Origin of the sequence: Alistipes megaguti, from assembly GCF_944320325.1 — a bacterium.
GTDB classification, from domain to species: Bacteria; Bacteroidota; Bacteroidia; order Bacteroidales; family Rikenellaceae; genus Alistipes; species Alistipes megaguti.
In genome coordinates this window covers 14,051-38,324 of record NZ_CALUHA010000003.1, presented here as the reverse complement: position 1 = coordinate 38,324, position 24,274 = coordinate 14,051, and the positions used below count along the sequence as shown (strand labels likewise).

The window sequence follows — 24,274 nt, the reverse complement described above, 5'->3', positions numbered from 1 at the left end:
TGAAGGTCTTTAGAAGGTCAGATTCGCACCGAAGACAACCGAACGGCTGCGCGGGTAGGCCGAATAGTCGACTCCCGGAGTCAGCGGCGTGGCACGGCGGGTATCCACCTCGGGATCGTAGCCCGAATACCCCGTCCAGCAGAAGAGATTGGCGCCCGTCACGTAGAGGCGGAACTTCTTGATGTGCAGTTTCTGCATCCACCGATCGGGAAGCGTGTAGCCCAGCGTCACGGACGACAGACGCAGGAACGACCCGTCCTCGACGGCCCAGTCCGAGAAGACGGCCGTCGACATCAGCGGCGACCACATCGTCGTCCCGGCATTCGCCTCGGCCAGCTGCGTCGGATCGGTGATCAGCTCGCCCGTCGACCAGTCGATGTTCGTCCAGCGGTTCTGCGTGGCCATCATGTCGATCAGGTTGCGGAATTTGTTATTCGTACCGCGCTCCGTGGTGAACTCGATCTTGTTGGCATTGTAGATCTGGTTGCCGTAGACCCAGTTGAAGTTGGCTGCAAAGTCGAAGCCGTAGGCATAGCCCGTCAGCGAGAAACCTCCGGTCCACTTGGGCTGTGCATTGCCGATGATCGTACGGTCGGCCGTCGTCACCTTGTTGTCCGCGCTGCCGTCGACATTCCTGAGCTTCATGGCTCCCGGACGCAGATAGGTCGTACCGATCACGGCCGAGCAGTCCACGACACCCTCCTTGAGCACCCACTTGCCGTCGACGTAGTTGAAGTCGTCGACCTCGTAGCGGCCGTCCGAAACGTAGCCGTACATCTGGCCCAGGGCGCTGCCTACCGTCACGCGGTAGTCCGTACCGACCTCATTGGCCGATACCCAGCCCGACTGCAGACCGTCGAGGAAGTCCAGACCGCCCAGATCCATCACCGTATTCTCGTTGTAGCTGGCGTTGGCCGTGAAGGTCAGACCGTAGTCCGGCTTCTCCAACAGCACGAACGTCGCAGCAAGCTCGACACCGCGGTTGCGCGTCTCGCCCAGGTTGCGGTACTGATACTCGTAGCCGCTGCCCGTCAACGGGTATTTGATCAGCAGGTCCTTCGTGTTGTTCTGGTAGACGTCCACCGAACCGTTGATCCGGCCGCGCAGGAAGCTGAAGTCCAGACCCAGGTTGTGCGAATAGGTCGTCTCCCACGTCAGATCGGGATTGGCCATGACGATCTTGGCGTCGTCGTCCTTGGCCACGCCCCACCAGTTGTCGTACAGATACCAGTTGCTGGCATTGTCGTTTCCGGCATACTCCTGCAGCATCAGGCCCGAGGGGATGTTGTTGTTACCGGCCGTACCGTAGCTGTAACGCAGCTTCAGGTTGTCGATCCAGGTGATGTCCTTCATCCACTCCTCGCCCGACAGACGCCACGACACGGCCGCCGACGGGAAATAGCCCCACTGGTTGTCCTTGGCGAACTTCGACGAACCGTCGGCCCGCATCGTCGCCGAGAACATGTACTTGCCCTTGTAGTCGTAGTTCAGACGACCGAAGAACGAGAAGAGACGGTCGTCCGGATCGTAGAAGTTGTTCACCGAACGCGTTCCCGTAGCCGAGCTCATCATCTGCCAGGCCATCATCGAGTCGTAAAACTCCGGGAAATCATAGGCCCAGGCCGTCAGCGTGTTCGAACGCGTCACGATGTACTCCTGACCCAGCAGCAGGTTGAGCGAGTGGTCCTTGTTGCCGATCACGTTCTTGAAATCGTAGCTCAGCGTATTGGTGCTGCGGATCTTGTTGCGCGTATAGTCGGTATACTGCGTGGCGGGACCCGGACGGTTCGAGTTGTAGATCAGATAGGTCGTCATGCCGTAGAAGCGGTCCTTCGTCTGGTCGTAGGTATCCAGACCCGCCTCGACGCGCAGCTTCAGATTGTCGACGATCTCCCACTGGAAGGCCGCATTGCCGTTCCAGTTCTTGCGTTCGTAGCGGCTGTCGTTGTCGGCCGTGGCGATCAGCGGGTTGACGTTGTCGCCGGCCGACGTCTCATCTTCGTCACCCGACACGGCCGTCGTGAAGGGGAACGGTCGGTACTGGATGGCGTGCTTCACACGGCCGTTGCCCGACGTCGAACCCGAATCGTTGTAGGAGTTCGAACCCGCTCCGCGCACGTTCGTATCCGAATAACGGATCGAAAAGTCGAACGAAACCTTCTTCGTCGGCTTGTAGCTGGCCTTGAAGTTGAGGTTGTTGCGCTTGAAGGTCGACCCCACCATGATGGCCCGCTCGTCGATGTGGGCATAGCCGGCCGTCCACTTGAACTTGTCGCCGCCGCCCGAGATCGAAAGGTTGTGGTTGAAGGTCGTACCCGTACGGCCGAAGGTCTGGTCGAGCCAGTCGATGCCCTGCAGGTTCTTGTAGAGGTCCATGTCGGCAAATCCGCCGAAATAGGGCTCGTAGTTGGTGGCAAGCTTGCCCTCCACCATGGCCGCCTCGTACTGGTACTGCACGAACTCGTAGGGCGTCATCGGCGTCAGCGCATCCTGGTTGGCAAACTTCTTGATGCCGTAGTAGGCGTTGTAGTTGACCGTGATGCGGCCCGATTCACCGCTCTTGGTCGTCACGATCACAACGCCGTTGGCGCCTCGCGCACCGTAGATGGCCGTCGAGAAGGCATCCTTCAGCACGTCGATCGAGGCGATCTCCGAAGCCGGGATGTCCGAGATGCTCTCCACCGGGAAGCCGTCGACGATGTAGAGCGGCGAGTTATCCTGCGTGATCGAACCGCCGCCGCGCACGCGGATCTTGATCTCCGCATCGGGATCTCCTTCGGTAGCCGTCACCGTCACACCGGCCATGCGACCCGACAGCGCCTCGGTCACCGAGTTGACCGGCATCTGCGTCAGTGCGTCGGCACTCACCGAAGCCACCGATCCGACCACGTCACGACGCTTGACGGCCGCATAACCCACGACCACCACATCGTCCAGCGCCGTCGACTCGACCTCGAGCGTCACGTCGATCTGCGTCTTCGTGCCGATGGCCACACGCTGCGTCTTCATTCCTATATAGGAGACCACCAGTGTCTTCTTCGACGCGTCGGGGACCTGCAGGGTCCACGAACCGTCGACTCCCGAACTTGCTCCCAAAGTCGTGCCTTCTACGACCACCGAGGCTCCGATTACCGGATTGCCTGCCGAATCCTTGACCACTCCTCCGATCTTCTGGGCCATGGCCGCGGCAGCCATCCCCAGTCCCAACAGGAGCGTCAGGGCAAACTTTAGCGTAAAGTTTTTCATAAAAAAGGTTTTGGTTAATAATTAGGTTCCTATTCTTTTTTAATTTTTTTTATGGAATTACCCGCTTTTCCCTATACAAAAATAGAATCCATACCCAGATTCAAATGGTAAAATTTATCACTTCTCATGGAGATTTTATCAAATAGTCCCGATCGGCCTCCAAATGGATCCGGAAGCACCTCTCCGAACAAAAAATCCTCCCCACAGGGAGGATTTTCCGTATTCGGTGACGGGATTCCACAAAGGATTTTCGCCGGAGATCCGACCTCACAACCACCCCTCACACCTCCGGTCCGGAGCTACAGCCGCCCCTTGGCACGGTCGTACTCGAGCGAGGCCCAGATGAAGGGTCCCACGCCCTTGCAGTCGTTCTCGATGACCGGCTCCGAGATGTAGTATTCGAACGTGCCGCTGCGCCGCTGCTTGCCGCCCAGTCCGGCCACCGCACAGCAGTCCGTCATCGAGATCGTGCCGTCGGCATTCTCACGGATGAAGCGGTCGACGAACTGTTCGTAGCGGTGCAGCGCTTCCTCGCGCATCTCCTCGGGCAGATAGCCCAAACGCACGGCCTTCAGCTGCGCATAGACGAACATCACCGATCCGGTCGACTCGAGGTAGTTGCCCTCGCGCCCCGGCTGGTCCAGCACCTGGTACCACATCCCCGTCCGGGGGTCGGCGTACTTCGGCAGCACATCGTAGATCCGCTCCAGGATGGCCTGCATCGGACGCGTGGCATCGCTCTTGCCCAGATACTGCATCGTCTCGACGATCGCCATGGCATACCACCCCATGGCCCGGCACCAGGCGTGGGCCGACTGCCCCGAAATCGAATCGCACCAGAACATCTCGCGCGAATCGTCGTAGGCGTGGCGGTAGAGCCCCGTCGCGGGGTCCCACGTGTGCTTGCCCACCGTGACGAACTGGTTCACGATGTCGGCCACGGCATCGTCGAGCGCCGCACCGGTCAGGTGCGTCATCGCATACTCGGCATAGAAGGGTTCGGCCATGTAGAGGCCGTCGAGCCACATCTGGTGCGGATAGACCGCCTTGTGCCAGAAGCCGCCGTCGAAATTGCGCGGTTGCGCGCGCAGCTGGGCGTAGAGCGTGTCGAGCACCTGCGCGTAACGCTGCTCTCCGGTGCGGTTGTAGAGACTGAACAGCGCACGGCCCGGGCAGATGTGGTCGAGATTGTACTTCGCACGGCTGTAGGTCAGCACGCTGCCGTCGGCCTGCACGATCGTGTCGTAGTAGCGGTCGGCATAGGCGATGAAGTCCGGACGGTTCCACGCCTCGCCCGCATCGCGGATGGCCAGCAGTTCGAGCCCCGTCGTATAGTTCCACTTCACCTTGCCGGCCGGAATGCCGTCGAGCATCGCGGGCGAAGGGTTGCGCGCAATCTCGCTCTCGGCCATCCGGACGGCCAGCGACACCGGCGAATCGTACAGCGCTCCCGATCCCGAGGAGCAGGCGGCCATCCCCAGGACAGCCACGGCAATCAACAGTCGTTTCATGATTTTCTGGTCTCTTTTTTGGTCTCTTTATCCTGATTCTGCTTCAAATGGTTCGTCTTGAGGAACTCGGCCGGCGACATGTGGTACTGTTCGCGGAAGCAGCGGCTGAAGTAGCCCGGATCCGAGAAGCCCACCTTGTAGGCCACCTCCGATACGGAGAACTGCCCCGTGCGCAGCAGCATCTGTGCCTTGGTGATGCGGTACTCCTTGATCAGTTCGACGGGCGACTTGCCCGTGAGGCTCTTCAGCTTGTTGTACATCGTCGTGCGCCCCACGCCCAGGTGCGAGGCCAACTGGTCGATCGTCAGTTCGGAATTCTCGATGTTCTCCCCGAGCCACGACATCACCTCCCGCAGGAACTCCTCGTCGCGGTCCGTAACGACCACATCCTCAACCGCCAGCTCGACCACCTTGTTGCGGGCCGACTGCGTCGAGAAGCGTTCGAACAGCGTCCGCCGCTGCGTGAGCAGGTTGTCGATGCGTGCCAGCAGCAGCTCGATGCTGAACGGCTTGGTGATGTAGCCGTCGGCGCCGAACTCCATGGCCTTCACCCGGTCGTCGGGCGAGTGGCGCGCCGTGAGCATGATGATCGGCAGGTGGCTCATCGTGAAGTCGTGGCGCACCTTGTCGATCAGTTCGATGCCGTCCATGCGGGGCATCATCAGGTCCGTGACGATGATGTCGGGCTGTTCGCTGCGGATCTTCTCGAGCGCCTCGACGCCGTCGTCGGCCTCCACGACGTGGTACGTGTCGATCAGGCTGTTGTACATGAAGATCCGCAGCTCGCGGTTGTCCTCCACGAGCAGGATCTTCTGTGCATCCTTCGGCGGCCGTACGTCCGTACGGCGCTGGCTGTCGGCCGACGTGTAGTCGCTCACCATGTAATTGTTGCGATGGCTGTGTCCGTGGCCGTCGGCCTCGCTGCCCGCCTGCGAGAAGTCGATCTGCTCCATGCCGAAGTGGGCGTTGCCCAGCCGCAGCCGCACGGTGAAGGCCGCACCTTCGCCCGGACGGCTCTCCACCGAGATCTCGCCGTGGTGCAGTTCGACGATGTCGCGGCACAGCGACAGGCCGATGCCCGACCCCTTCATCGATCGGTCGACGGCCCGCGATGCCTGCGCAAAGCGTTCGAAGATCTGCTCCTGCTTGTCCTTCGGGATGCCGATGCCCGTGTCGCGCACGGTCAGCAGCACCCGCTCCTCAGCCTCGCGCAGCGAGAGAATCACCTCGATGCGGCCGCCGTCGGGCGTGAACTTCATGGCGTTGGACAGCAGGTTGTAGACGACGCTCTCCATGCGTTCCGGGTCGACCCACACCAGCACCGAGCGGCTCGAGACCGTGAACAGCAGCTCGATCCGCCGCTCGGAGGCCATCTCGCGGAAGTCATCCAGCGCATCCTCCACGAGCGGCACCAGATCCACGCGCGAGATCTTCAACTCCATCTTGTTCTTGACGATCTTGCGGAAATCCAGCAGCTGGTTGATCAGCGTCAGCATGCGTTTGGCGTTGCGATGGGCCAGCGTGAGGCTCGTCTCGCCGCGCGGCGAGAGCTGGTCGTGCTTGCGCACATCCTCGATGCCGCCCAGAATGAGCGTCAGCGGCGTGCGCAGCTCGTGCGAGATGTTCGTAAAGAAGCGCAGCTTCAGATCCGTCATGTTCTGCTCGACGCTCGCCTCGCGGCGGATCCGCATCACGGAGGCGGCGATGCGGAAGGCGATGACCAGCACCGCCAGCACCGCCAGCACGTAGAGTGTCTTGGCCCACCACGTCAGCCACAGCGGAGGCAGCACCTCGATCTCGATCGAGATCCCCTCGTCGGCCGTATCGGCGTTGCCGACGAAGGCCTTGACATGGAAACGGTATTTGCCGATCGGCACGTTGGAGTACGACGCGCGGTTGATCGTTCCCGAGATGTTCCAGTCCTGGTCGTACCCCTCGAGGCGGTACATGTATCCCACCTCGTGCTGGATCGAGAAGTTCAGCGTGGCGAACTCCACGCGGAAATTCGAGAAGTTGTAGGGTAAAACCACCCGGCCGGCCTCCGGGACGGCCACTTCGAGCGGAGCGTCCTTGCCGACCCGCGCCGGTTTGTTGCGCACGTCGAAACCCGTGAAACGCAGCCGGTAGTCGATCTTCTCGGAGAGCATCTCCCCGGGGCTGAAGCGGTAGAGCTGACGCCCGCCGGCGAAGTAGACGTCGCCCAGCGGCGAGGTGAGCGCCGTGGCCTCACTGAAGATCTCGTTGCGGTGTTCGTCGTAGACGTAGTAGTTCGAGAAGAGATGGCGCGAGGGGTCGAAGCGCGAGACGGCGTTGTGGGTCGAGACCCAGATGTCACCCCGCCGGTCCTCGGTCAGCGCCATGCAGATGTTGCTGGCCAGACCGTACGAACGGTCGTAGCAGTGGAAGTGCGGAAGCCCCACGCTGTCGTAACCCGTGATGAGGTTCAGTCCGCCGCCGAAGGTCGCCAGCCAGATCCGCCCCTTCGAATCCTTGAGCATGTGGATGATGTCGTTGTTGCCCAGCGAGGTCGTGTCGCCCGGGATCTTCTGCATCAGGCGGAAGCGCATCTCGCGCGGCGGCAGACTCGGATCGAAGAGCAGCAGTCCGTCGACCGTCGCGGCGAACATCCGCTCCGCACCGTCGCACAGCAGCCACCGCACGCGCCCCGCCTCGTCGAGCGGATAGTGCGACAACTGGTTCCCGGCGTGGATGAAGCGGCTCCCGGCAGGATCCTCCAGCAGGTTGATGCCGCCGCCGTAGGTGGCCACCCAGATCCGCCCCCGCGTATCGATCTCGACGCAGTAGATCTGGTCATCGCTCAGCGAATAGGCCTCCGCGTCGGAGTGGGTGAAGTGCGTCACCGCATAGTCATCCGTTCCCTTCGGCGTCAGCCGGTAGAGGCCTTCGCCCTTGGTACCCACCCAGATACGCCCTTCGGCATCCTCCCGGAGCGCATAGATCATGCCCGTGCCGGCTCCCTGCTGCGGCAGCGTGTAAACCGGGCGGTTCGAGGCGTCGAAGGCCGTCAGTTCGCCGTCGCGCGTCCCGACCCACATCCGTCCCCGGCGGTCGGTCATCAGCGCGCGGATCTCCCCCGACAACGGATTCGACGACTTGGCGTCGAGCGTCAGTACATCGGCCGGCTGCTGCAGCAGCACCGCCTTGCGAAGCCCCCGTTCGTTGTAGGTCGACAGCCACAGCACGTTGTCGTGCACGTCGAAACGCACCACGGCATTGGTCATCCGGCAGTCGGGCTGCTCCGGATCGTTGTAGAAGGGTTCGATGCGGTCGTTCTTGCGGTCGTAGTAGCCGAAGCCCCAATTGTTCATCTTGATCCACAGCCGGCCGCCGCTCTCGGCGATCTTCGGAATCGTATCCAGGTAGTAGGAGACCGTATAGGGCTTCTGCTCGAAGTGTTTGTAGTCGTCCGATGCGGGGTTGTAGCGCGTGATGCCCGTCTCGGGGGTGGTCACCCAGACGATACCGTGCGAATCGGTGGCCAGGGCCCGGATCCGTCGCGGGCGGTGGCCCTTCGGATCGAGCCGCTCGAGACGGTCGCCGCCCACGCGGTAGAGTTCACCCGTGCGGCTGCCGGCGTAGATGCGCTGGCGCACCGTGTCGGCCGTGATGGCCGTCAGCGGCGAACTGCCGCCACCGAGGCGTTCGATCCCCGTACCGTCGATCCCGCAACGGACGATCTCCGAGGGCATCAGGCAGTAGACGTGCGTCGAATCGGCCGCAAAGTCGAATCCCGGAGCCTCGGACTGGCAGAGGACCCGCAGCGTATCCGCATCGGCTGGGAGGTAATGCAGCCCGCCCCCGGAGGAGGCCAGCCACGTACCGCCCCGGGCATCGAGATAGAGTGCCGTGACGTCGCCGCCCAGCTCGTCGCACGTATGGAAGGCCGTCACGCGAACCGGCGACTCGTCGGCCGCATCCTCGAAGCGGATCGCCCCGACGCCGGCCACGGCCACCCACGTGCCGCCCCGCCGGTCGTGACGGCAGAAAAGCGTCCGGTAGTGGTTCGAATCGAGACCGTCGATCAGCGACACCACATCCTCGAACTGCTCCGTATAGCGGTTCAGGCGATAGACGTGCAGATTGTAGGTCGTGAACCAGAGGTGGCCGTTCGCATCCTCGCTCACCGAAATGAAGCGGTGGTGGGCCAGCGGCGAGAAGTCGCCCGGCGTGGTGCTGAAGTTCTTGAACGTATAACCGTCGAAACGGCTCACGCCGTACCACGTGCAGATCCATACGAAGCCCCGCGAATCGGTATAGATGTCGGCGATGCGGTCGTGGGTCATGCCGTCAAGCGTCGAGTAGGTACGGAAAAGACTCTGCGGTGGCGCCGCCGCAAAAAGAGACGGGATGGCAGCGGCAACCGCCAGCAACAGAGTAACAAGAAGTCGTTTCATGGTCGGTAGTCAGCCCCTTCGGGGAGGTGTCGCCCCGGTCGGGAATATCGGTTTCAGAGGGTTCACGGGTCACTTTGCCCGCGAATCCGAAGCTAAATGTACAAAAAAATCCGGTCTTTTCCAACCTCAGCGGTCGAAATCGGCGATAGCCTGCCGGGCTTCGCGTGCGGAGAGCTGCCGCGACCATCCGACGCGCGCCTTCGGGGCGGCACCGGGCCCCTCGCAGGCATACTCGCCGTAACGGACCGTACGGCGGGCGCGGGGTTTGTCCCAGTCGTGCCACCCTTCGGGGCGGATATGACCGCCGAGCCAGCATCGGAGGAAGAGCGTCTGCGCATAGTTGCGCCACGGACGCCCCAGCCAGCAGGAAGTCACCCCCTCGTCGGCCGTCAGGCGGCACTCCTCGAAGATCATCCCGCAACGCTGCCCGCGGCAGGTCGAGGCGGCCGTCACGTAGGAGTCGGCCTTCGAACGGATCTCGCACCGCCGGAACAGCGCCGCCGCCGAGCCGAAGATGAAGTCGGTCGTCCCCTCGATGTAGCACCCTTCGAAGCAGATACGGGCATTCTCCGCCACGCGTTCGCCGTCGCGGTTGCCCACGCCGTAGAGGTAGAGCGTATCCTGATTGCCCAGGAAACGGCAGCCGATGAAGCGGAGGTTCGTGGCCAGGCACTGCACCGCCACGGCCTGCCCGACGCGTCCGGCCGTGTTCTCGAAGGTCATGTGGCGCACCGTCCACCCCTCACCGCCAAAGTAGACGGTCGAGGAGCCCGACGTCCCGAGCCGATGGCCCGTCGGGCCCGTTTCGGAGGCATGGTCGTTCCACGAGACCGTCACGGCGCCGCGTCCCGTAAGGGCCACCAATCGTTTGGTGGCCGGAATGGAGATCTTCTCCCGATAGACCCCTTCACAGACGACAATACGCGTCGTGTCGCGGCCGAAGTCCGGAACGGCGGCCACGGCCTCCGTCAGGGTGAAAAAGTCCCCCGAACCATCCCGGGCCACCGTAAAATCCGACCCGACAAGGTGCCGGCCCAACTCCGGAAGCGTGGCGGGCAGCTGTGCGGCAATCAGCCGCGCCACGGTCCGCGCCCCGCGGACGTTGAGATGCGTATTGTCCTCACGACCGTCGGGCCACCGCGGACAGGTGCCCGCCTCGACCCACACGAAAAAGTTCCGCGAAGCCGCGTCGCCCAGCCCCTCGATCCACGTGCGGGTCAGCCGCTCGGCGTCGATCAGCGGCGTGTGCTCTTCGGCCGCTGTGCGGCGTGCGGCATCGAGGTAGGCGCCGTGCGTATCGTCGAGCCGTCCGTCGGTGAAGTGGCGCCGCACCACCGAGGTCAGCACCACCGGCCGGGCTCCCCGTTCGCGCGCCTCGCGGATGTAGCGCCGCAGATTCTCCGCATACGCCTCGGGCAGGGCATAACGGGTCGAGTCGTTCAGTTTCTGATCGTTGTGGCCGAACTGGATGAAGAGGTAGTCCCCCTCGCGCAGATCGGACAGCACCTCGGTCCAGTGTCCCTCATCGCGGAACGACTTGGTCGAGCGGCCGTTCAGCGCATGGTTCAGCACCTCGACCCCCTCGTCGAAGAGCGGCTCGAACATCTGCCCCCAGCCCCGTTCGGGATTCTCCCCGGCGAGATCCTTCGTCGCACAGGTCGAGTCGCCGATCAGGTGGATGCGCAACGGCGCCGCCGACGTCGTCAAAGCCGCCAGCACCCCTATCAACATCAAAAGTCGTTTCATCCGTTCGTCCGTTTTCGGTCCCGGGGGACAAGATTCGGGTGCGGACCTCCGCACCCGAATCCCGTACGACCGTCATCGTATCCAATCAATTGAGCACCGTATAGTTGCCACCCTCGACCTGGGCCTTGGTGATGTCGCGCACCAGGTAGTGGAGATAGACCTCCAGATTGGTATAGAGTCCCTGCGGATCGAGCGTCTTCGCCTTGCCGTCCGCAGCGTTGTTCTTGTCCAGACCGAAGAGCTCCTCATAGTAGTCGGGGATGCCGTCGCCGTCGCTGTCCGTGTCGGCACGGGCGATCTGTTCGTCGGTAGCCGTCAGCTCGGGCCATCCGCCCACGGCCGACTGCGTGTCGATGATACCGCCCGTCGAGCCGTTGCCGCCGTCGTTGATCGTCGCACCGCCCGACCGCGCATCGTTCACCGCACGCTGATCCACCGCATCGCGGCTCAGCGAAGCGCCGCCGTAGGAGAGAATGGCATCGAACGCTTCCCGGGCACTGTGCGTGGTCGTATAGCAGGAGCGGCCGTCCGACGTAATGGAAAGTGCAGCCGGCTGGCGGAACGTCCCGGTGGCATCCTTTGCGTAGGTGTCAAACGACTTCTTGTCCTTGTCGTAGATGCCCGTGTAGTTGTCCGTCGAGAAGGCGGCCTGCGAACCGTCACGCTTCAGGTAGAGGTTGCCGTCGGCGTAGATCCGCGGCATGATCTCCTCGTAGCTGTAGCCGTACGAAGCGCAGCTGCTGCAGCTGTTGCCGTAGGCCACGAAGAAGTAGTTGTTGCTCTTCGACGCGGGACCCTCCTTGTAGTAGTTGTTCACCATGTTGAGCCAGCACAGCTCGCCGCCGTAGCAGTTCTCGTTCTGGCCCCAGTTGTAGATCGCGTTGTTGCGGAAGTCGACGTGACCGTGGTACTGCTCGATGATCGAGGCGTTGTTCTTGTCGTAGACGTACGGGTGGTCGAAACGCGGGTTGCGGCTCACGTGGTGGGCCAGCAGATTGTGGTGGAACGAGGCGTCCTTGCCGCCCCAGATGCCGCCGTAGCCATGTTCGCCCTTCGCGTGAACCGAGTTGCAGAGGCTTTCGGAGATGATGCACCACTGCATCGTGAAGTTGCGGTTGGCGTAGAGCGACGCACACTCGTCCGTGCACCACGACATCGAGCAGTGGTCGATCACGATGTTGGCGTGGTAGCGGCCGCCCAGCGCATCGTCCTCGGTCTTGGTCGTATCGCCCATGCGGAAGCGCAGGTAGCGGATGATGATGTTGTCGCCCTGCAGCTCGACCGTATAGTTGCGGATGCAGATGCCGTCGCCCGGGGCCGTCTGCCCGGCGATGGTCAGATTACTGCTCGTGATCTTGAGCTTCGAGTTCAGGGCGATGGTGCCGGCCACGTCGAAGACGATCGTGCGGTTCGACTTGCTCACCGCGTCGCGGAACGACCCCGCACCGCTGTCGTTGAGGTTCGTCACGTGATAGACCTCGCCGCCGCGGCCGCCCGTCGCGTACATGCCGCCGCCCTCGGCTCCCGGGAAGGCGCGCACCACGCCGTCGTTCTCGTTGGCCAGTGGAAGGCCGAACATCGAACCGTCGCCCGGCTGCGTATCGTCCGGTTCGTCGGGATCGGGCTCCGGGCCCTCACTCGTGAAGGAGACGAACTCCGAGAAGGGCGAATCCTGCCACTCGCTGGTCCCGACGGGCGATGTCGCCCGCACACGCACCCGGTAGCTTTCGCCCTCGGTCAGTTCGAAATCATGCGACGTGTAACGCGTCGTGGCCGTCTCTGCAGGCGACGCCGCCTCGCCGCGGTAGAATTCGTAGGTATAGCGCACGTTGGTGACCTGCTCGGAGAGGCTCCACTGCACGTTGGCCGTCAGCTCCTTCACCGTTACGCTCACCGTCGGGACCGGCAATACCCGGCCCCCGCCATCGAGCGTCTCTTCGGCGGAGTTGCTGCTGCAGGCCCCCACGCAGAACAGGACACTCAGTCCCAAATAGGAAAAGAAACGATTCATAGTTCGATTATCGGTTTTGTTTTACGTTTTATCGGTTAATGGCCACCTGCCCGGCGGAAGTCTCCGAAAGGGAGGCGTTGGACGCCGTAATGTGCGGCGAACGGATCTCCACGTCGCAGTTGCGGCTGCCCGTGACCTGCAGCGCCGTCGGAAGCCCCGCGGGGCAGGTGAAGTTCTCGACGCGGAGTCTCTTCACGTTGTTGAGCATCAGCGCCGGGCCCTCCTCGGGGATGATCTGCACGTCGCGCAGCACAACGTCCGTCGACTCGTTGATCCGGGCGCCCGTCCGGGCGTAGATATGCGTATTCTCGACCGTCACGCGTTCGACGTTCATCTCCGGAAGGCCGTTGAAGTACATCGCACGGCGCGCCCCGCGGCACCAGACGTTCCGGATGTGGATGTTGCGGAAGGCCGGCGTCGTCTCGTCGACGGGTTTCGGCTCGAGATCCGCGGCTGCGGCCGATCCGCCCTCGGCTAAAGCCTCCGAGGCCGACTTGCCACCGTAGAAGAGGTCGAACAGCAGCGGCTCCTGCAAGATGTTGTTCATCGTGATATCCTCGATCCAGATGTTCTCGACCACCCCGCCGCGGCCGCGCGTCGACTTGAAGCGCAGTCCGACATCCGTACCCGAGAAGATGCAGTCGGAAACCAGCACGTTACGCACGCCGCCCGACATCTCGCTCCCGACGACAAAGCCGCCGTGGCCGTGGAAGACAATGCAGTCCGAGACCAGGATGTTCTCGCACGGAATGCCGCGCCGACGTCCCGCCTCGTCCTTGCCGCTCTTGATGCAGATGCCGTCGTCACCCACGTCGAAACGCGAGGAGGTCACCACAACGTTGCGGCACGACTCGATGTCGATGCCGTCGCTGTTCTGTGCGTAGTCCGGGCAGCGAACCGTGATATTGTGGACCGTCAGGTTGGTGCACATGGCCGGATGGATGTTCCAGCAGGGGGAGTTCTGGAACGTAACCCCCTCAAGCAGCACGTTTTCGCAGTGGTGCAGCGAGACCATCACCGGACGCAGGAAGTCGTGCATCCGCTCGAAATCCTCGCGCGTGGTGGCCCACGTCGAGACGTTCTGGTCGGCCCCCGACGTGGCGCCGAACTTGTAACTCTCGGAGGGATACCATGTCTTGCCGTCGTCGGAGAGAACGCCCCCCGAGGCCAGTTTGGCCTTCCATTCGCGGTCGGTGAGCTTGTCGCGCTTGACGGCCCGCCAGGCATCGCCGTTGCCGTCGATCACCCCGCGGCCCGTGATGGCGACATCCTTCGCCCCGCACGCCGAGAGCGGCGACTGGCACCGCAGCGTATTGAGCCCCTCGAAGGTGGTCTCCACGAGCGGATAGTGCGCGGGATCGTTGTCGAAGACGATCAGGGCATTCTGTTCGAGATGCAGTTCGATATGATCCTTCAGGACGATGGGGCCCGTGTACCAGACCCCCTCGGGGACCGTTACGCGGCCGCCGCCCTGCGCCGCCAGCGAATCGATGGCCGCGGCAAAGGCCGTCGTGTTGAGGGTGTGGCCGTCGCCCACCGCCCCGAAATCAACGATACTGACCGCACGCGCCGGAATCTGCGGCCGGGGGACTGCCGGCATCTCGAAGGGCAGCGCCTCCGGACTCTCGGCCGACGCCCGTTGCGACGAGCATCCCGCACCCGCCGACATCGCCGCGGCGAGCAGACAGATCGTTACATCCTTGAAGTTCATAAAGCAGGTAGTTTTATTCTGTATACTTGAAAATTTGCAAATCGGCCCTTTTCAGGTATACAAAAGTACACATACACCGCCGATCGAACCGGGAATTTTTGACGTAAACGATGTACTTTTATTCAAATCTGCGGCAAAATTACCGCACACGTTCCACCGCGACGGGTTTGCGCGCCTCGGCAACCGAGGCCTCCAGCCGGCGGAGGCACTCCTCGTCGCTCAGCCCGTCGAACCACTCGCTCCGCCGCCAGCACATCCCCATGGCATAGTCGATCCGCCCCTGCGCGTCGGGCGTCAGCTGGAAGAGGCAGCTCGTCCGGTCGTCCTGCCGCGAGACGATCTGCGCGGCCGGTAACGCCACGGCCAGCCCGACGCTCTCGCGCGCCCACTTGAGCGTGTCGTTCTCCGGAAAGTCGCGTCCCCAGGCGGCCACCCAATCCTCGCCGCGCTCGACACGGTGCTCGGCCATCTTCATCACGCCTGTCGTGAAGAGCAACCCCCTGAAGTCGCCCTCGATGCGGTTCTCGACCTGCACCTCACCGTGGCCCGCATAGAGGATATAGCGCGACGTCATGGCGATCTCGCGGCCGCAGTAGCGCCACCCCTCGACGCGCATCTCCACGACCGTGCGCACGGGGCCCCGGGCCAGGATCCGCGCCTCGCGCCGGGCGAAATCCGTAATGTGGATCATCTTCCGCTTCGAGGCGTCCCACCCCTTGAGCGTCCCGACCCCCACCGAGCCGAAAACCCGCAGATTGTCGTAACCCGATCCGGCGGCCATCTGCTCCGCAGTCGGATACCACATCGTCTCGGCCAGTTCGAGCCGCGGGTGTTTCTTGCCATAGGTGTCGATCGTCTGCTTCTTGTCGAAGTAGATGCGGTAGGCGGCATACTCCGACTCAAAGGCCGGGCCGTGGTGGTGCAGCTTGTGATACATGTCGTCACGCGTCGAGCTGACCGTATCGGCGGCCTGCAGCGTCTTGTCGGGCTGCTTCAACCACATCTGGGCGTGGACACGGCTCGGGTAGCCGTGCCGCGCGGGGCGCGACGAATAGGTCACGCGGAACTCCCGGCTGCCGGAGATATCCGCCACGAAGGCCAGTTCGCCCAGCGGCCGGTCCAGCTGCACGGGGATGGTCTCCCCGTCGGAGGTGACCGTGGCGCTCACGGCCCAGTCCGGGATGTCGCGGATGACCACCGGACAGTCGCGCCGCTGGTCGGAGGTCGTCACCCGATAGCGGGCTTTCAGCGTTCGGGCGGTCAGGGGGCCGGACACGCAGCCCAGCAGAAGCATCAACAGCAGAATTCGTCTCATATCATTTCAGTTTTCGGATTATTCCAAGGTTTTGAGCAGCCGCTCCAGCTCCCCGCGACTGCGCAGCGCTCCCGCGGGGAGTCCGTCGGCAAAACTCTGCAGCGCCCGCTCGGGGAGCAGCTCCACGCGGCTCTCATCCACGGCCGTGAGGTCAAGCCCCAGCGTCTCGGCCAAAAAGGCGTAGACCGCCCGGCGCTTGTTGACGCCGTAGTCGTGCCGCTCGTCGGGAAGATGGACGTTACGGATCTTCGCCTCCGCACCGTAGAAGCCCCAGATGCGCTGCAGGAAGGGATATTCGAGCCGGGGATAGGTCGCCGTCCAGTCGCCGCCGTCGCTCACCACAAGCGTCGGGCGCGGAGCCATCACCGCAGCCAGCAGTTCGGGCATACAACTCCCACCGCCGGCCAGCGTCACCGGGCGACGGCTCTCGCACGGACAGCCGCCGTCGAAGTGCGACACCAGATGCACGACCGGCGCCAGCACCGCAAAGCGGCCGTCGCACAGCGCCAGCAGCAGCGCGTGGGTCGCCCCGCCCGAACCGCCCGTCGAGGCCAGGCGCGTTGTGTCGATATCGCGGCGCGAAGCGATCATCCACTCGGTGACCGCCACCGACCACAGCACCTGGATCTGCATGGCATAGTCTGCCGTGTGGGCCTCGCGCCCCACCTGCCGTTCGGAATCGCCCCAGCCGAAGATGTCCATGTCGACGGCTACGGCTCCCATGCGGGCAAAGGTAGCCATACGCATCTGCTGGTCGCGGCGGTAGCGGCCGCCCTCCCAGTGGCCGGCCGGCGAGACGATGAGCGGGTGGCGTCCCCCGGTGAGGGGCTCGTAGATCGTGCCGCAGACGTAGAGCCCCGGCAGCGTCTCGAGGGCGTAGTTGCGCGTCGCGTAGCCGTCGTGGCGGATGCGGCGCCCGAGGCGGATATCGGGATCGGCCGTCAGCGCCCGCCGGAAAGGTTCGAGTCCGAGCGCCGCGCGGGCCTCGGTCAGCAGCTGTCCGCGGCGCTGCTCCCACGATGCGCGGTCGTCGCAGAGCGATGAAAGCCAGGCGAGCAGCTTCTCGCCGTCGGCAGGCGTACGGCGGTAGTATTCGTAGGGTTGGATCGTGATGCGGGGCGAGGCGTCGTCCGGCTCGGCACGGCGCCACACCAGATCGGTCGCGCGGAGCAGATTGTCCAGACTTTCGTCCAACGAATAGGGGCGACAGCGGAATGCCGCATACGAAATCCGCACCGTATCGGGATCGAAGCGTTTGCAGGAGATACGGGTTCCGAAGCGGGATTCGAGCATCGGGAGCAGTTGTGTGAGCGGCTGCGGTGCGAACGGATCGGGTTCGGAGGCTTGCACGGCCGGTACAGCGAACGTCATGCACAGACAAAAAAGGAGGATTCGCAGCATCGGAAGAATGGGTTTCGGGGTTGGTTGCAAGGCAAAATTAGGAATTTTCGCCCACTTTATTTTGTATTTCCACAAAAAGATTCTATATTTGCACACCCTTTCGGAGCAAAAGCTCCGTGAGCGTTGTCCGGAGAGATGGGTGAGTGGCTGAAACCACCGGTTTGCTAAACCGACGTACGGGGCAACCCGTACCACGAGTTCGAATCTCGTTCTCTCCGCCAAGAAAAAACGCAAAAGATTGCAAACCCCTGTAAATCACGAATTTACAGGGATTTTTATTTTGGCCGAAATGCAGAAAAAGGCATCGAAAAGCGGGTTACCTGTGGCCTATTCGGTGTACTTTTTTCCGGGCCAAAAAAGTACACCGAATTGCTCGTAACAGATTGGTTTGCATTTGTTTGCAGTGGTCTTCCTCTTGATGTGAGACACTTGGGAAACTAATTTTGTAACCCTTAATTCGGTGTACTTATGGAAAGGACAACATTCGGACTGTTGTTTTACATTCGGCGGGACAAGACCAACAAAAAAGGCGAAGCTCCCGTGTTTATGCGTCTGACAATCAACGGAGAACGCGCTGACGCCTCGATCAAACGCTTTATCGAGCCGCACGCCTGGAACTCGGCAAAAGGAAAAGCCAACGAAAAAAGCCGCGGCGGAAAGGATTTGAACCTATACCTGGACGCCATTTCCGCCAACATTCTGCGGATTCAAAGAGACCTCGAACTCGACAAGAAAGAGGTATCCGCCCAAATCATTCTGAACCGCTATCTGGGCAAGGAGCAGTCGGACCGTCACACGCTGATGGAGGTCTTCCGCGCCCACAACGAAAAGTGCAGGGCACTGTCGGGAATCAGCCTCGCCCCGGGAACGGTGATCCGCTACGAAACTTCGCTGCGGCTGACCGAGGCGTTTCTGCGCACGACCTACAAAAAGGAGGACTGCTATCTGGATGAGATTACGCACCAGTTTGTCGAGGACTATGATTTCTACCTGAGGACGGTTCGGCGGTGCTGCCACAACACGACCACCAAGTACCTGCTGAACTTCAAGAAGATTATCCGCATTGCGCTGGCCAAAGGTTGGATGAAGAAGGACCCCTTTGCCCAGGTTCACTTTCATTTCGAGCCGGTCGAACGCGAGTTTCTCGAGAAACAGGAGCTGAAGGTGTTGCTCAACAAGGAGATCACCATCACGCGACTGGCGCAGGTTCGCGACATCTTCTGTTTCTGTTGTCTGACGGGGCTGGCCTTTATGGACGTGCAACAGCTCAAGCCCGAGCATCTGGTGGCGGACATCCACGGCAAGATCTGGATTCGCAAGGCGCGGCAGAAGACCAAGAACATGTGCAACATTCCACTGCTCGATGAGGCGCAAAAGATTATCGACCGCTACAGGGACCACCCCTACTGCCAGACGCACGGCGTGCTGCTCCCCGTATGCAGCAACCAGAAGATGAACTCCTACCTGAAGGAGTTGGCCGACATCTGCGGCATCCGCAAGAATCTCTCGACGCATTGCGCGCGCCACACCTATGCAGTCCTGCAGTTGGCGAATGGAACTGATATCTACACCGTAAGCAAAATGCTGGGAAAAGCCAAGCAAACCGTCTATACGCTTTCCCGTTTAGGCGAAATCCCCAGCTGTCGTCAAGGACGCAAAGCCTATTTCTACGAGGACGAATTGCTGGCATGGATCAACAACAGCAAAATCAAGCCGGCTCAGGAGATCAAAAAGAATGCGGAACGAGCGATTTATTGGGGAACCCGGCACGGTCGTCAGCATAATACTCTTTCCTGAAAGATTCACCCCCTGCCACGCCTTGGCAGGGGGGGGGGAGATCATTAAAATCCAGCTATTTTGACAGGCTCCTTCTTCAATCGAGTTTGTAGCGAACAACCTCCGGCAATCAATAAAACTGCGATACCGGATAAATTCCGTTGGGATAGCTCGTCTTGCCGGCAATATTTTGTACGAGTTTCGGCTCATCACCGCTGATGTCGTACACCAGGATATTTCCCGGAGAGACCACATTCTCAGCATACTCCTGCGATACAGCAACGTAGAGATACTGTTTTTCCGGATCGGCCGCCACATTGCAGTTGAGATACCGTGCCGTGGGTTCGTCGGCCGTCGTGTCGATGTATGCCGCCTCCGATTTCCATGTTTTGATCGAGGTGCGGCCGACGGTCGTCGAACCAGCAGCATGGTAGATATGATCTCCGCATAACGTAATGCCCGGAGAGTTCCTGAACTCGGCTGAGATTTCGGAACCGATAGCTTTCGTCTGAGTGATCGTCCAAGTGTCGAGATCAATAAAGTGCAGAAAATTTGAACCCTCACCCAAGCGTCCGCAGGTCCCTACGATCAATTCATGATCCCCGTTTTTGCAGATTCCACTGATGAAATCGCCTTTCGGCAATTCCAGCTCACGGTTTACCTCATCTTTTCCCTTGACAAACTCCAGAAGCTTCGTCGATGTCCAAAAACCGCTCGCACACGAATAAAGCCTATCTCCGATAACCGCCATACCGCGTGTCGAAACAATCGCTTCGAGGTTGTGTACCGGACTTCCCTGATTGGCAAGAGCATACGATCCCTTGACAATGACGTTCTCCCCGGTTTTACTATTGAAGCGAAACAGCCCTTGCTCATCTGAAAAATAGATGTTTTCCTCATCCATCACTACAATATTTTTCAGCGACATTACCTGCATATATTCAGATTCTCCATTTGTCTCGGGAGGTCGAAGGAATTGAAGCTGGTCGCATGTGAAGACTTTTTCCTTCTTCAAGGTTACGGCATCGGCAATGATCAGTGCGCCGTCTCCGACAGGCAGGTCATCAAAATGGAGCTGATCATCACAAAGAATGTACAGTTTGCCATCGCACATATAAAGATCTGCAGCATCGTTGCCGAGTTCCGTTCCGTTCACGCGTTTGTAAACATCCTCCTCGACCGTTCCGTCGGGAGCGATATAAGTCAGCGATCCGTTCTCGTTAGGACGTGAACCTCCATTCAAAATCAGTACGCCGTCGGGATCGGCATATCCGCCGAGTGTTTCCCCCGGTTCATTACCTCCGCCATTTCCGCCGGAACCTTCCGGGCCATCTTTACCCGAATCTTCCGAACAGGCTGTCCACAGCATCATGCAGGATATTGCGGGCAACAGATAATAAAATATTCGTTTCATCATCTAAAATATTTTACGGATTTATTTGTCGGCCGGAAAGAATGTTCCGGCCGGGAAGTTAGTATAATCTTCATATGTCTGCACTGGTTCGCCCGAGGAGGGATCGACTACCCAGATGTGGTTCGTCGTGTAAAACGGGCCCACGCCCTTGATGGTATTGACATAGAGGTTGCCTGTCGCAGGATGTACAGCCAGACCGTTGTAAAGCCTTTTGGCATCGTCGTCGCCAAATCCCGTGATGTCCGCAAACCACGCCGCACTCGGCTTTTTGACCGTTACCGTACCTCCCTGATCGTCGGGGTCTTCCTGAATCACGGAGAAATCCAGATGGTAGATCGTCGTACCCTCGGCATAGTAGAAATCGTCTCCGTGAGTGGCGAATGCTACGCCCGATGCCCCGATATCCTTGAGTTTCGCTTCTCCGACACGACGCTGTTCAATTCCATTGGGATCGGCAGGATCGACTTTCCCGATAGCCAGGTTTCCCAATCCGAACGAAAAGAGCCAGAGTTTACCGTCGTCGGAACTCCGGATACCGTAGACATTGCTCAGGTCGTACTTCGGGACATAGGGCAATTTGATTTTGGTGATCCCGTCCTTTTCCGGGCCGATTTCCCACAGATACGTCCCTAGCATAGAGGCCTTATATGAGTAGATTTTGCCGTTCAATACGGCAAACGGAGTTTGTGGGGCACCATCCGAGCCTTCGATCTTCGTCAGCGTCGGATTTTCCTTGTCGGAAATATCGAGCCTGTAAATACCGACCTTGTCGCGAAGGTAGATATGCTGCTCGTCGAGCACGGCGATATGCGTGGGCCAGTCCAGCGTCGAAAGCTGCTTCTTGCCGAACGAGGCGACCTTTTTCAGCGTCTTGGCATCCATGACTACCAGCATCCCGTCGTTTTCGAATTTCGTGCCGACCGCATTCTCATCGCCGTTCTGGGAAATGACATAGATTTTGCCGTCGTGGAAGGCCATGTCCTGCGCGACATTGCCCAACTCGGAGCCGTTCACCGTCTTGTAAGCGTCGTCGAAAACGTAACCCTCGGGCGAGATCCAGATCAGCGAGCCGTTTTCGGTCGTCATATTGCCTTCGTTGAGCACGAAGGCGCCGTTAGGATCGTCGAAGGCATTGAGGCAATAGAGGTCGACCGTCGCCGAGACCGTTTCCGTCCCGCCTCCGGTTGCCGTAAGGGTCAGCGTCGCTTTTGTCTGGGCATCTTCCGTTGCCGTAATGTCGATGCTTCGATCGCTTTCGTCGATCGTAACCGTCCATCCCTCGGGAAGCGTCCCCGCCGAAACCGACGAAACGTTGGTCGCCGAGTAGGTCAACTCCAACGACTGCCCGGGGACGACGAATAGCGGCGTATCGGCATCGGTCCGGGGCGTCAGTTCGAATTCAGGGGACGGAATCACCTCCTCCTTGTCATCGCTGCAACTCGTGGTACACAGCACGGAGGTCAGCAGCAATCCCCAAAGTAACAATTTCCGTTTCATTTCTTTTCCAATTTAAATTAAATATCATTTTTTCAAAGTGGAACTTTCGATGCTTATCTCCAACAGGTGCAGATCCTCAACCCCCATGACTTCCGTAGAGTTTTCTCCGAGCCAGCCGTTCTGCTGATTGACGCCCGTGTAAATACGGATGAAATCCGCACCCGGAAGGTCGACCGGATTGCCTTCGGCATCCACGGCCCATCCGATGTCGATGGCCGACGCATCGGCCGTGTTCGTTTCGTTGTCGGCATAACCGTAAGCGAATTTGTAGAGTGCGAAGTTATTTCCTTCGCCGGAGAGGTCGAGTCCGTTCTGAGGCAGCCGGGTTCCCTCGAACGTCAGTTCATTCCCCTCGACCCATTGCGGAAAGTACGGCTGTGCATGGTATCCGTTTTTCGCAATATAGCCGCTGCCGTTTTCGCTGTCCGTCCAACGGATATACTTCTCCGCATCGGCGGGAGTTTCCGTCTCCGGACGGTAATAGGTGATCCGATAGTCCGTAACGGTCCGGATGTCGTTGCCCGCAGCTTGCAGTTCGTCGAACCACGCTTCCCTGCCGCCCGGATGGGCGCTGCCGGCGATTTCATACCATTCGTCGTCATCGGGGCGACCGTTGCCGTTGGCGTCGTAGGCCACCTGGATGATCCCCGGCTCACTGCTGCCGTACTCCGTATGCCCGCCGGCATTGAATGCGTTCCCCAGCACACGGAAGTCGCACAGCCCCGGTTTGTTTTCGATCGTGTGGTCGAATCCCACGACGACATAGCCGCCGTAACCACCCAGAGAGATCATCGTCCGACGGTTGTCCCTGATGGCTTCGAGTACTTTCCGGTTCATATCCTCCTGCGTGTCGCCCTCCTCGTACTCGGGCATCGTATTGGTGAATTGCCCCACGGCAGGACGATAGTCGAGGACTTTCGTCACATACGGCGAAACCCCGTCGGGAGAGGGCGTATCGGAACCCTCATCGTCGTTACAGGCCGTTACGCCGAAGAGCAACGCCGAGCCGAGCAGTGCCGGATACATGCGTTTCAACAACATTTTTTCCATTGTCTCCATAAAATTCAGGTATCAATAAAATTCGTATTCCGAAAAAACGATATGCGCCGGGATGTCGCCCGTACGGACTTTCCATTGCAGTTTTCCTTCGGGAGAGAAACAGTAGAGGTAACCCGGCGTCACGTAGTCGGTCGCATCGCACACGAATATCTCCTTCGTTTCGGGGTTCACAGCCAGTCCGTAGGGCAGGGCGATCTTCTTTTCGGAGCCGTCGGTGATGAAGTTGCCCGGCCGACGCTCGTCCGCGGCAGTGTCGTATACGGCATACGAGACCTCGTTCTTTCCCGTCGTGTAGTTCCACTCGGTGCTGATCGTGTAGAGCAGGTCGTCGTCCATGCACATCTCGCTGGCCGGGATTCCCAGGTTGCCGACGACCTGCTCCGTCGCCGCATCGATCACGAAGATGTCCGATCCCGTGCCGTAGTAGTCGCCGCGCGAGCTGACGTAGATACGGCCGTAACGGTCTTTTTCCATACGGTGCAGGTTGATGGCCACGTCGATCGTATTCACGACCTCGAACGTGCCGAGGTCGACGACCGACACCCTGCGGTCGTAGTTCGGGAACCGGTAGCCGCCCGAATTGGCCACGTAGAGCCGCCCGTTCACGACGACCATCTCTTCGGGTTGGTATCCCACGACCGTCTCGCGGGTGATGCGCAGCGTCCGTGTATCGATCTCCACGACCTTGCCCGGACGGGCGTTGGGGTCGATCTGCACCGGTCCGGCATAGGAACTGACGTAGGCCCTGTCTCCGTCGAAGACGATGTAGCGGCAGTTGGGGATGTCCACACTGCCGATGTGTCGGGCCGTGTAGACGTCCATCACCTCGACCATGTTCGAGCAGTTCACCACGACGTACAGGCGGCCGTCGTGGATGGCAATGTCGTTGCCCACATCGCCCAGCTCCTTCACCACGTCGGGGTTGCGCTCCGGATAGATGTTGCGCAGATAGCCGCCCGTGCGGAAGTCGAAGTGGTCAACGGTGCACTTGTTGCTGCCCATGTTGCCCTCGTTGACGAGGAAGAATCCCTCGATGCGCTCCGGATTCGTCGGCAGCGCGACGAATTCCGCCTCGGAGCGGATCATCGGCAGCTCCTTCCGGCATCCGGCGAGCAGCAGGACGAAGAGTGCGACAGTTATAACGCGATATCGTTTTCGCAGATTCATAATGA

The 24,274-nt window shown here is 60.5% G+C and carries 13 protein-coding genes and 1 tRNA gene; 2 read left to right on the top strand and 12 right to left on the bottom strand.

The window, feature by feature from the left end:
• Positions 1-9: 9 nt before the first annotated feature.
• The 8 genes from PUQ42_RS01415 to PUQ42_RS01380 all read right to left on the bottom strand — a co-directional run bounded on the left by PUQ42_RS01415 (position 10) and on the right by PUQ42_RS01380 (position 17,356).
• Positions 10-3,246 carry a SusC/RagA family TonB-linked outer membrane protein gene (locus tag PUQ42_RS01415; RefSeq protein ID WP_122121371.1) on the bottom strand — a complete coding sequence of 1,079 codons (3,237 nt, stop codon included), beginning with the start codon at positions 3,244-3,246 and terminating at the stop codon, positions 10-12.
• Between the two features lie 299 nt (positions 3,247-3,545).
• On the bottom strand, positions 3,546-4,757 hold the full coding sequence (locus tag PUQ42_RS01410; RefSeq protein WP_273370286.1) for a glycoside hydrolase family 88/105 protein: 1,212 nt from the start codon (positions 4,755-4,757) through the stop codon (positions 3,546-3,548).
• Positions 4,754-9,172: a hybrid sensor histidine kinase/response regulator transcription factor gene (locus PUQ42_RS01405; RefSeq protein ID WP_273370284.1), complete on the bottom strand. Its 4,419-nt coding sequence runs from the start codon at positions 9,170-9,172 to the stop codon at positions 4,754-4,756. The genes PUQ42_RS01410 and PUQ42_RS01405 overlap by 4 nt, the downstream gene beginning before the upstream one ends.
• 126 nt (positions 9,173-9,298) lie before the next feature.
• Positions 9,299-10,918 (bottom strand): pectinesterase family protein, encoded by a 1,620-nt coding sequence (locus PUQ42_RS01400; protein ID WP_273370282.1) that lies wholly within the window; start codon positions 10,916-10,918, stop codon positions 9,299-9,301.
• 85 nt (positions 10,919-11,003) lie between these two features.
• On the bottom strand, positions 11,004-12,929 hold the full coding sequence (locus PUQ42_RS01395; RefSeq protein ID WP_273370280.1) for a pectate lyase: 1,926 nt from the start codon (positions 12,927-12,929) through the stop codon (positions 11,004-11,006).
• 28 nt (positions 12,930-12,957) lie between these two features.
• Positions 12,958-14,640, bottom strand: coding sequence for a glycoside hydrolase family 28 protein (locus PUQ42_RS01390; protein ID WP_273370278.1), 1,683 nt, complete (start codon positions 14,638-14,640; stop codon positions 12,958-12,960).
• 139 nt (positions 14,641-14,779) lie between these two features.
• A complete protein-coding gene (locus PUQ42_RS01385; RefSeq protein ID WP_273370276.1) occupies positions 14,780-15,955 on the bottom strand; it encodes a DUF4861 family protein in 1,176 nt (391 codons plus the stop codon).
• 18 nt (positions 15,956-15,973) lie between these two features.
• The gene (locus PUQ42_RS01380; RefSeq protein WP_087311352.1) at positions 15,974-17,356 is read right to left on the bottom strand and encodes an alpha/beta hydrolase family protein; all 1,383 of its coding nucleotides are present in this window, start codon (positions 17,354-17,356) and stop codon (positions 15,974-15,976) included.
• Between the two features lie 129 nt (positions 17,357-17,485).
• Between PUQ42_RS01380 and PUQ42_RS01375 the strand changes: the two genes are divergently transcribed.
• Both PUQ42_RS01375 and PUQ42_RS01370 read left to right on the top strand, forming a co-directional pair.
• Positions 17,486-17,577, top strand: a tRNA-Ser gene (locus tag PUQ42_RS01375).
• A gap of 247 nt (positions 17,578-17,824) precedes the next feature.
• A complete protein-coding gene (locus PUQ42_RS01370) occupies positions 17,825-19,153 on the top strand; it encodes a phage integrase SAM-like domain-containing protein (RefSeq protein WP_273370272.1) in 1,329 nt (442 codons plus the stop codon).
• 109 nt (positions 19,154-19,262) lie between these two features.
• Here PUQ42_RS01370 and PUQ42_RS01365 read toward each other — a convergent pair whose 3' ends face one another.
• From PUQ42_RS01365 to PUQ42_RS01350, 4 genes are read right to left on the bottom strand one after another with little or no spacing between them, the layout of a single operon-like run.
• A complete protein-coding gene (locus PUQ42_RS01365) occupies positions 19,263-20,546 on the bottom strand; it encodes a DUF5074 domain-containing protein (RefSeq protein ID WP_273370270.1) in 1,284 nt (427 codons plus the stop codon).
• Positions 20,547-20,567: 21 nt separating this feature from the next.
• Complete coding sequence (locus PUQ42_RS01360) at positions 20,568-22,043, bottom strand: DUF5074 domain-containing protein (RefSeq protein WP_273370269.1); 1,476 nt, start codon at positions 22,041-22,043, stop codon at positions 20,568-20,570.
• A gap of 24 nt (positions 22,044-22,067) precedes the next feature.
• Entirely contained in the window at positions 22,068-23,093 is a 1,026-nt protein-coding gene (locus PUQ42_RS01355) for a PKD domain-containing protein (protein ID WP_273370268.1), read from the bottom strand.
• A 21-nt stretch (positions 23,094-23,114) separates the two neighbouring features.
• Positions 23,115-24,269: a DUF5074 domain-containing protein gene (locus PUQ42_RS01350; RefSeq protein ID WP_122121390.1), complete on the bottom strand. Its 1,155-nt coding sequence runs from the start codon at positions 24,267-24,269 to the stop codon at positions 23,115-23,117.
• Positions 24,270-24,274: the final 5 nt, after the last annotated feature.

Excerpts from the sequence above, each read along its gene's own strand:
- PUQ42_RS01415 (WP_122121371.1), bottom strand. The coding sequence starts at position 3,246 with ATGAAAAACTTTACGCTAAAGTTTGCCCTGACGCTCCTGTTGGGACTG.
- PUQ42_RS01410 (WP_273370286.1), bottom strand. The coding sequence starts at position 4,757 with ATGAAACGACTGTTGATTGCCGTGGCTGTCCTGGGGATGGCCGCCTGC.
- PUQ42_RS01405 (WP_273370284.1), bottom strand. The coding sequence starts at position 9,172 with ATGAAACGACTTCTTGTTACTCTGTTGCTGGCGGTTGCCGCTGCCATC.
- PUQ42_RS01400 (WP_273370282.1), bottom strand. The coding sequence starts at position 10,918 with ATGAAACGACTTTTGATGTTGATAGGGGTGCTGGCGGCTTTGACGACG.
- PUQ42_RS01395 (WP_273370280.1), bottom strand. The coding sequence starts at position 12,929 with ATGAATCGTTTCTTTTCCTATTTGGGACTGAGTGTCCTGTTCTGCGTG.
- PUQ42_RS01390 (WP_273370278.1), bottom strand. The coding sequence starts at position 14,640 with ATGAACTTCAAGGATGTAACGATCTGTCTGCTCGCCGCGGCGATGTCG.
- PUQ42_RS01385 (WP_273370276.1), bottom strand. The coding sequence starts at position 15,955 with ATGAGACGAATTCTGCTGTTGATGCTTCTGCTGGGCTGCGTGTCCGGC.
- PUQ42_RS01380 (WP_087311352.1), bottom strand. The coding sequence starts at position 17,356 with ATGCTGCGAATCCTCCTTTTTTGTCTGTGCATGACGTTCGCTGTACCG.
- PUQ42_RS01370 (WP_273370272.1), top strand. The coding sequence starts at position 17,825 with ATGGAAAGGACAACATTCGGACTGTTGTTTTACATTCGGCGGGACAAG.
- PUQ42_RS01365 (WP_273370270.1), bottom strand. The coding sequence starts at position 20,546 with ATGAAACGAATATTTTATTATCTGTTGCCCGCAATATCCTGCATGATG.
- PUQ42_RS01360 (WP_273370269.1), bottom strand. The coding sequence starts at position 22,043 with ATGAAACGGAAATTGTTACTTTGGGGATTGCTGCTGACCTCCGTGCTG.
- PUQ42_RS01355 (WP_273370268.1), bottom strand. The coding sequence starts at position 23,093 with ATGGAAAAAATGTTGTTGAAACGCATGTATCCGGCACTGCTCGGCTCG.
- PUQ42_RS01350 (WP_122121390.1), bottom strand. The coding sequence starts at position 24,269 with ATGAATCTGCGAAAACGATATCGCGTTATAACTGTCGCACTCTTCGTC.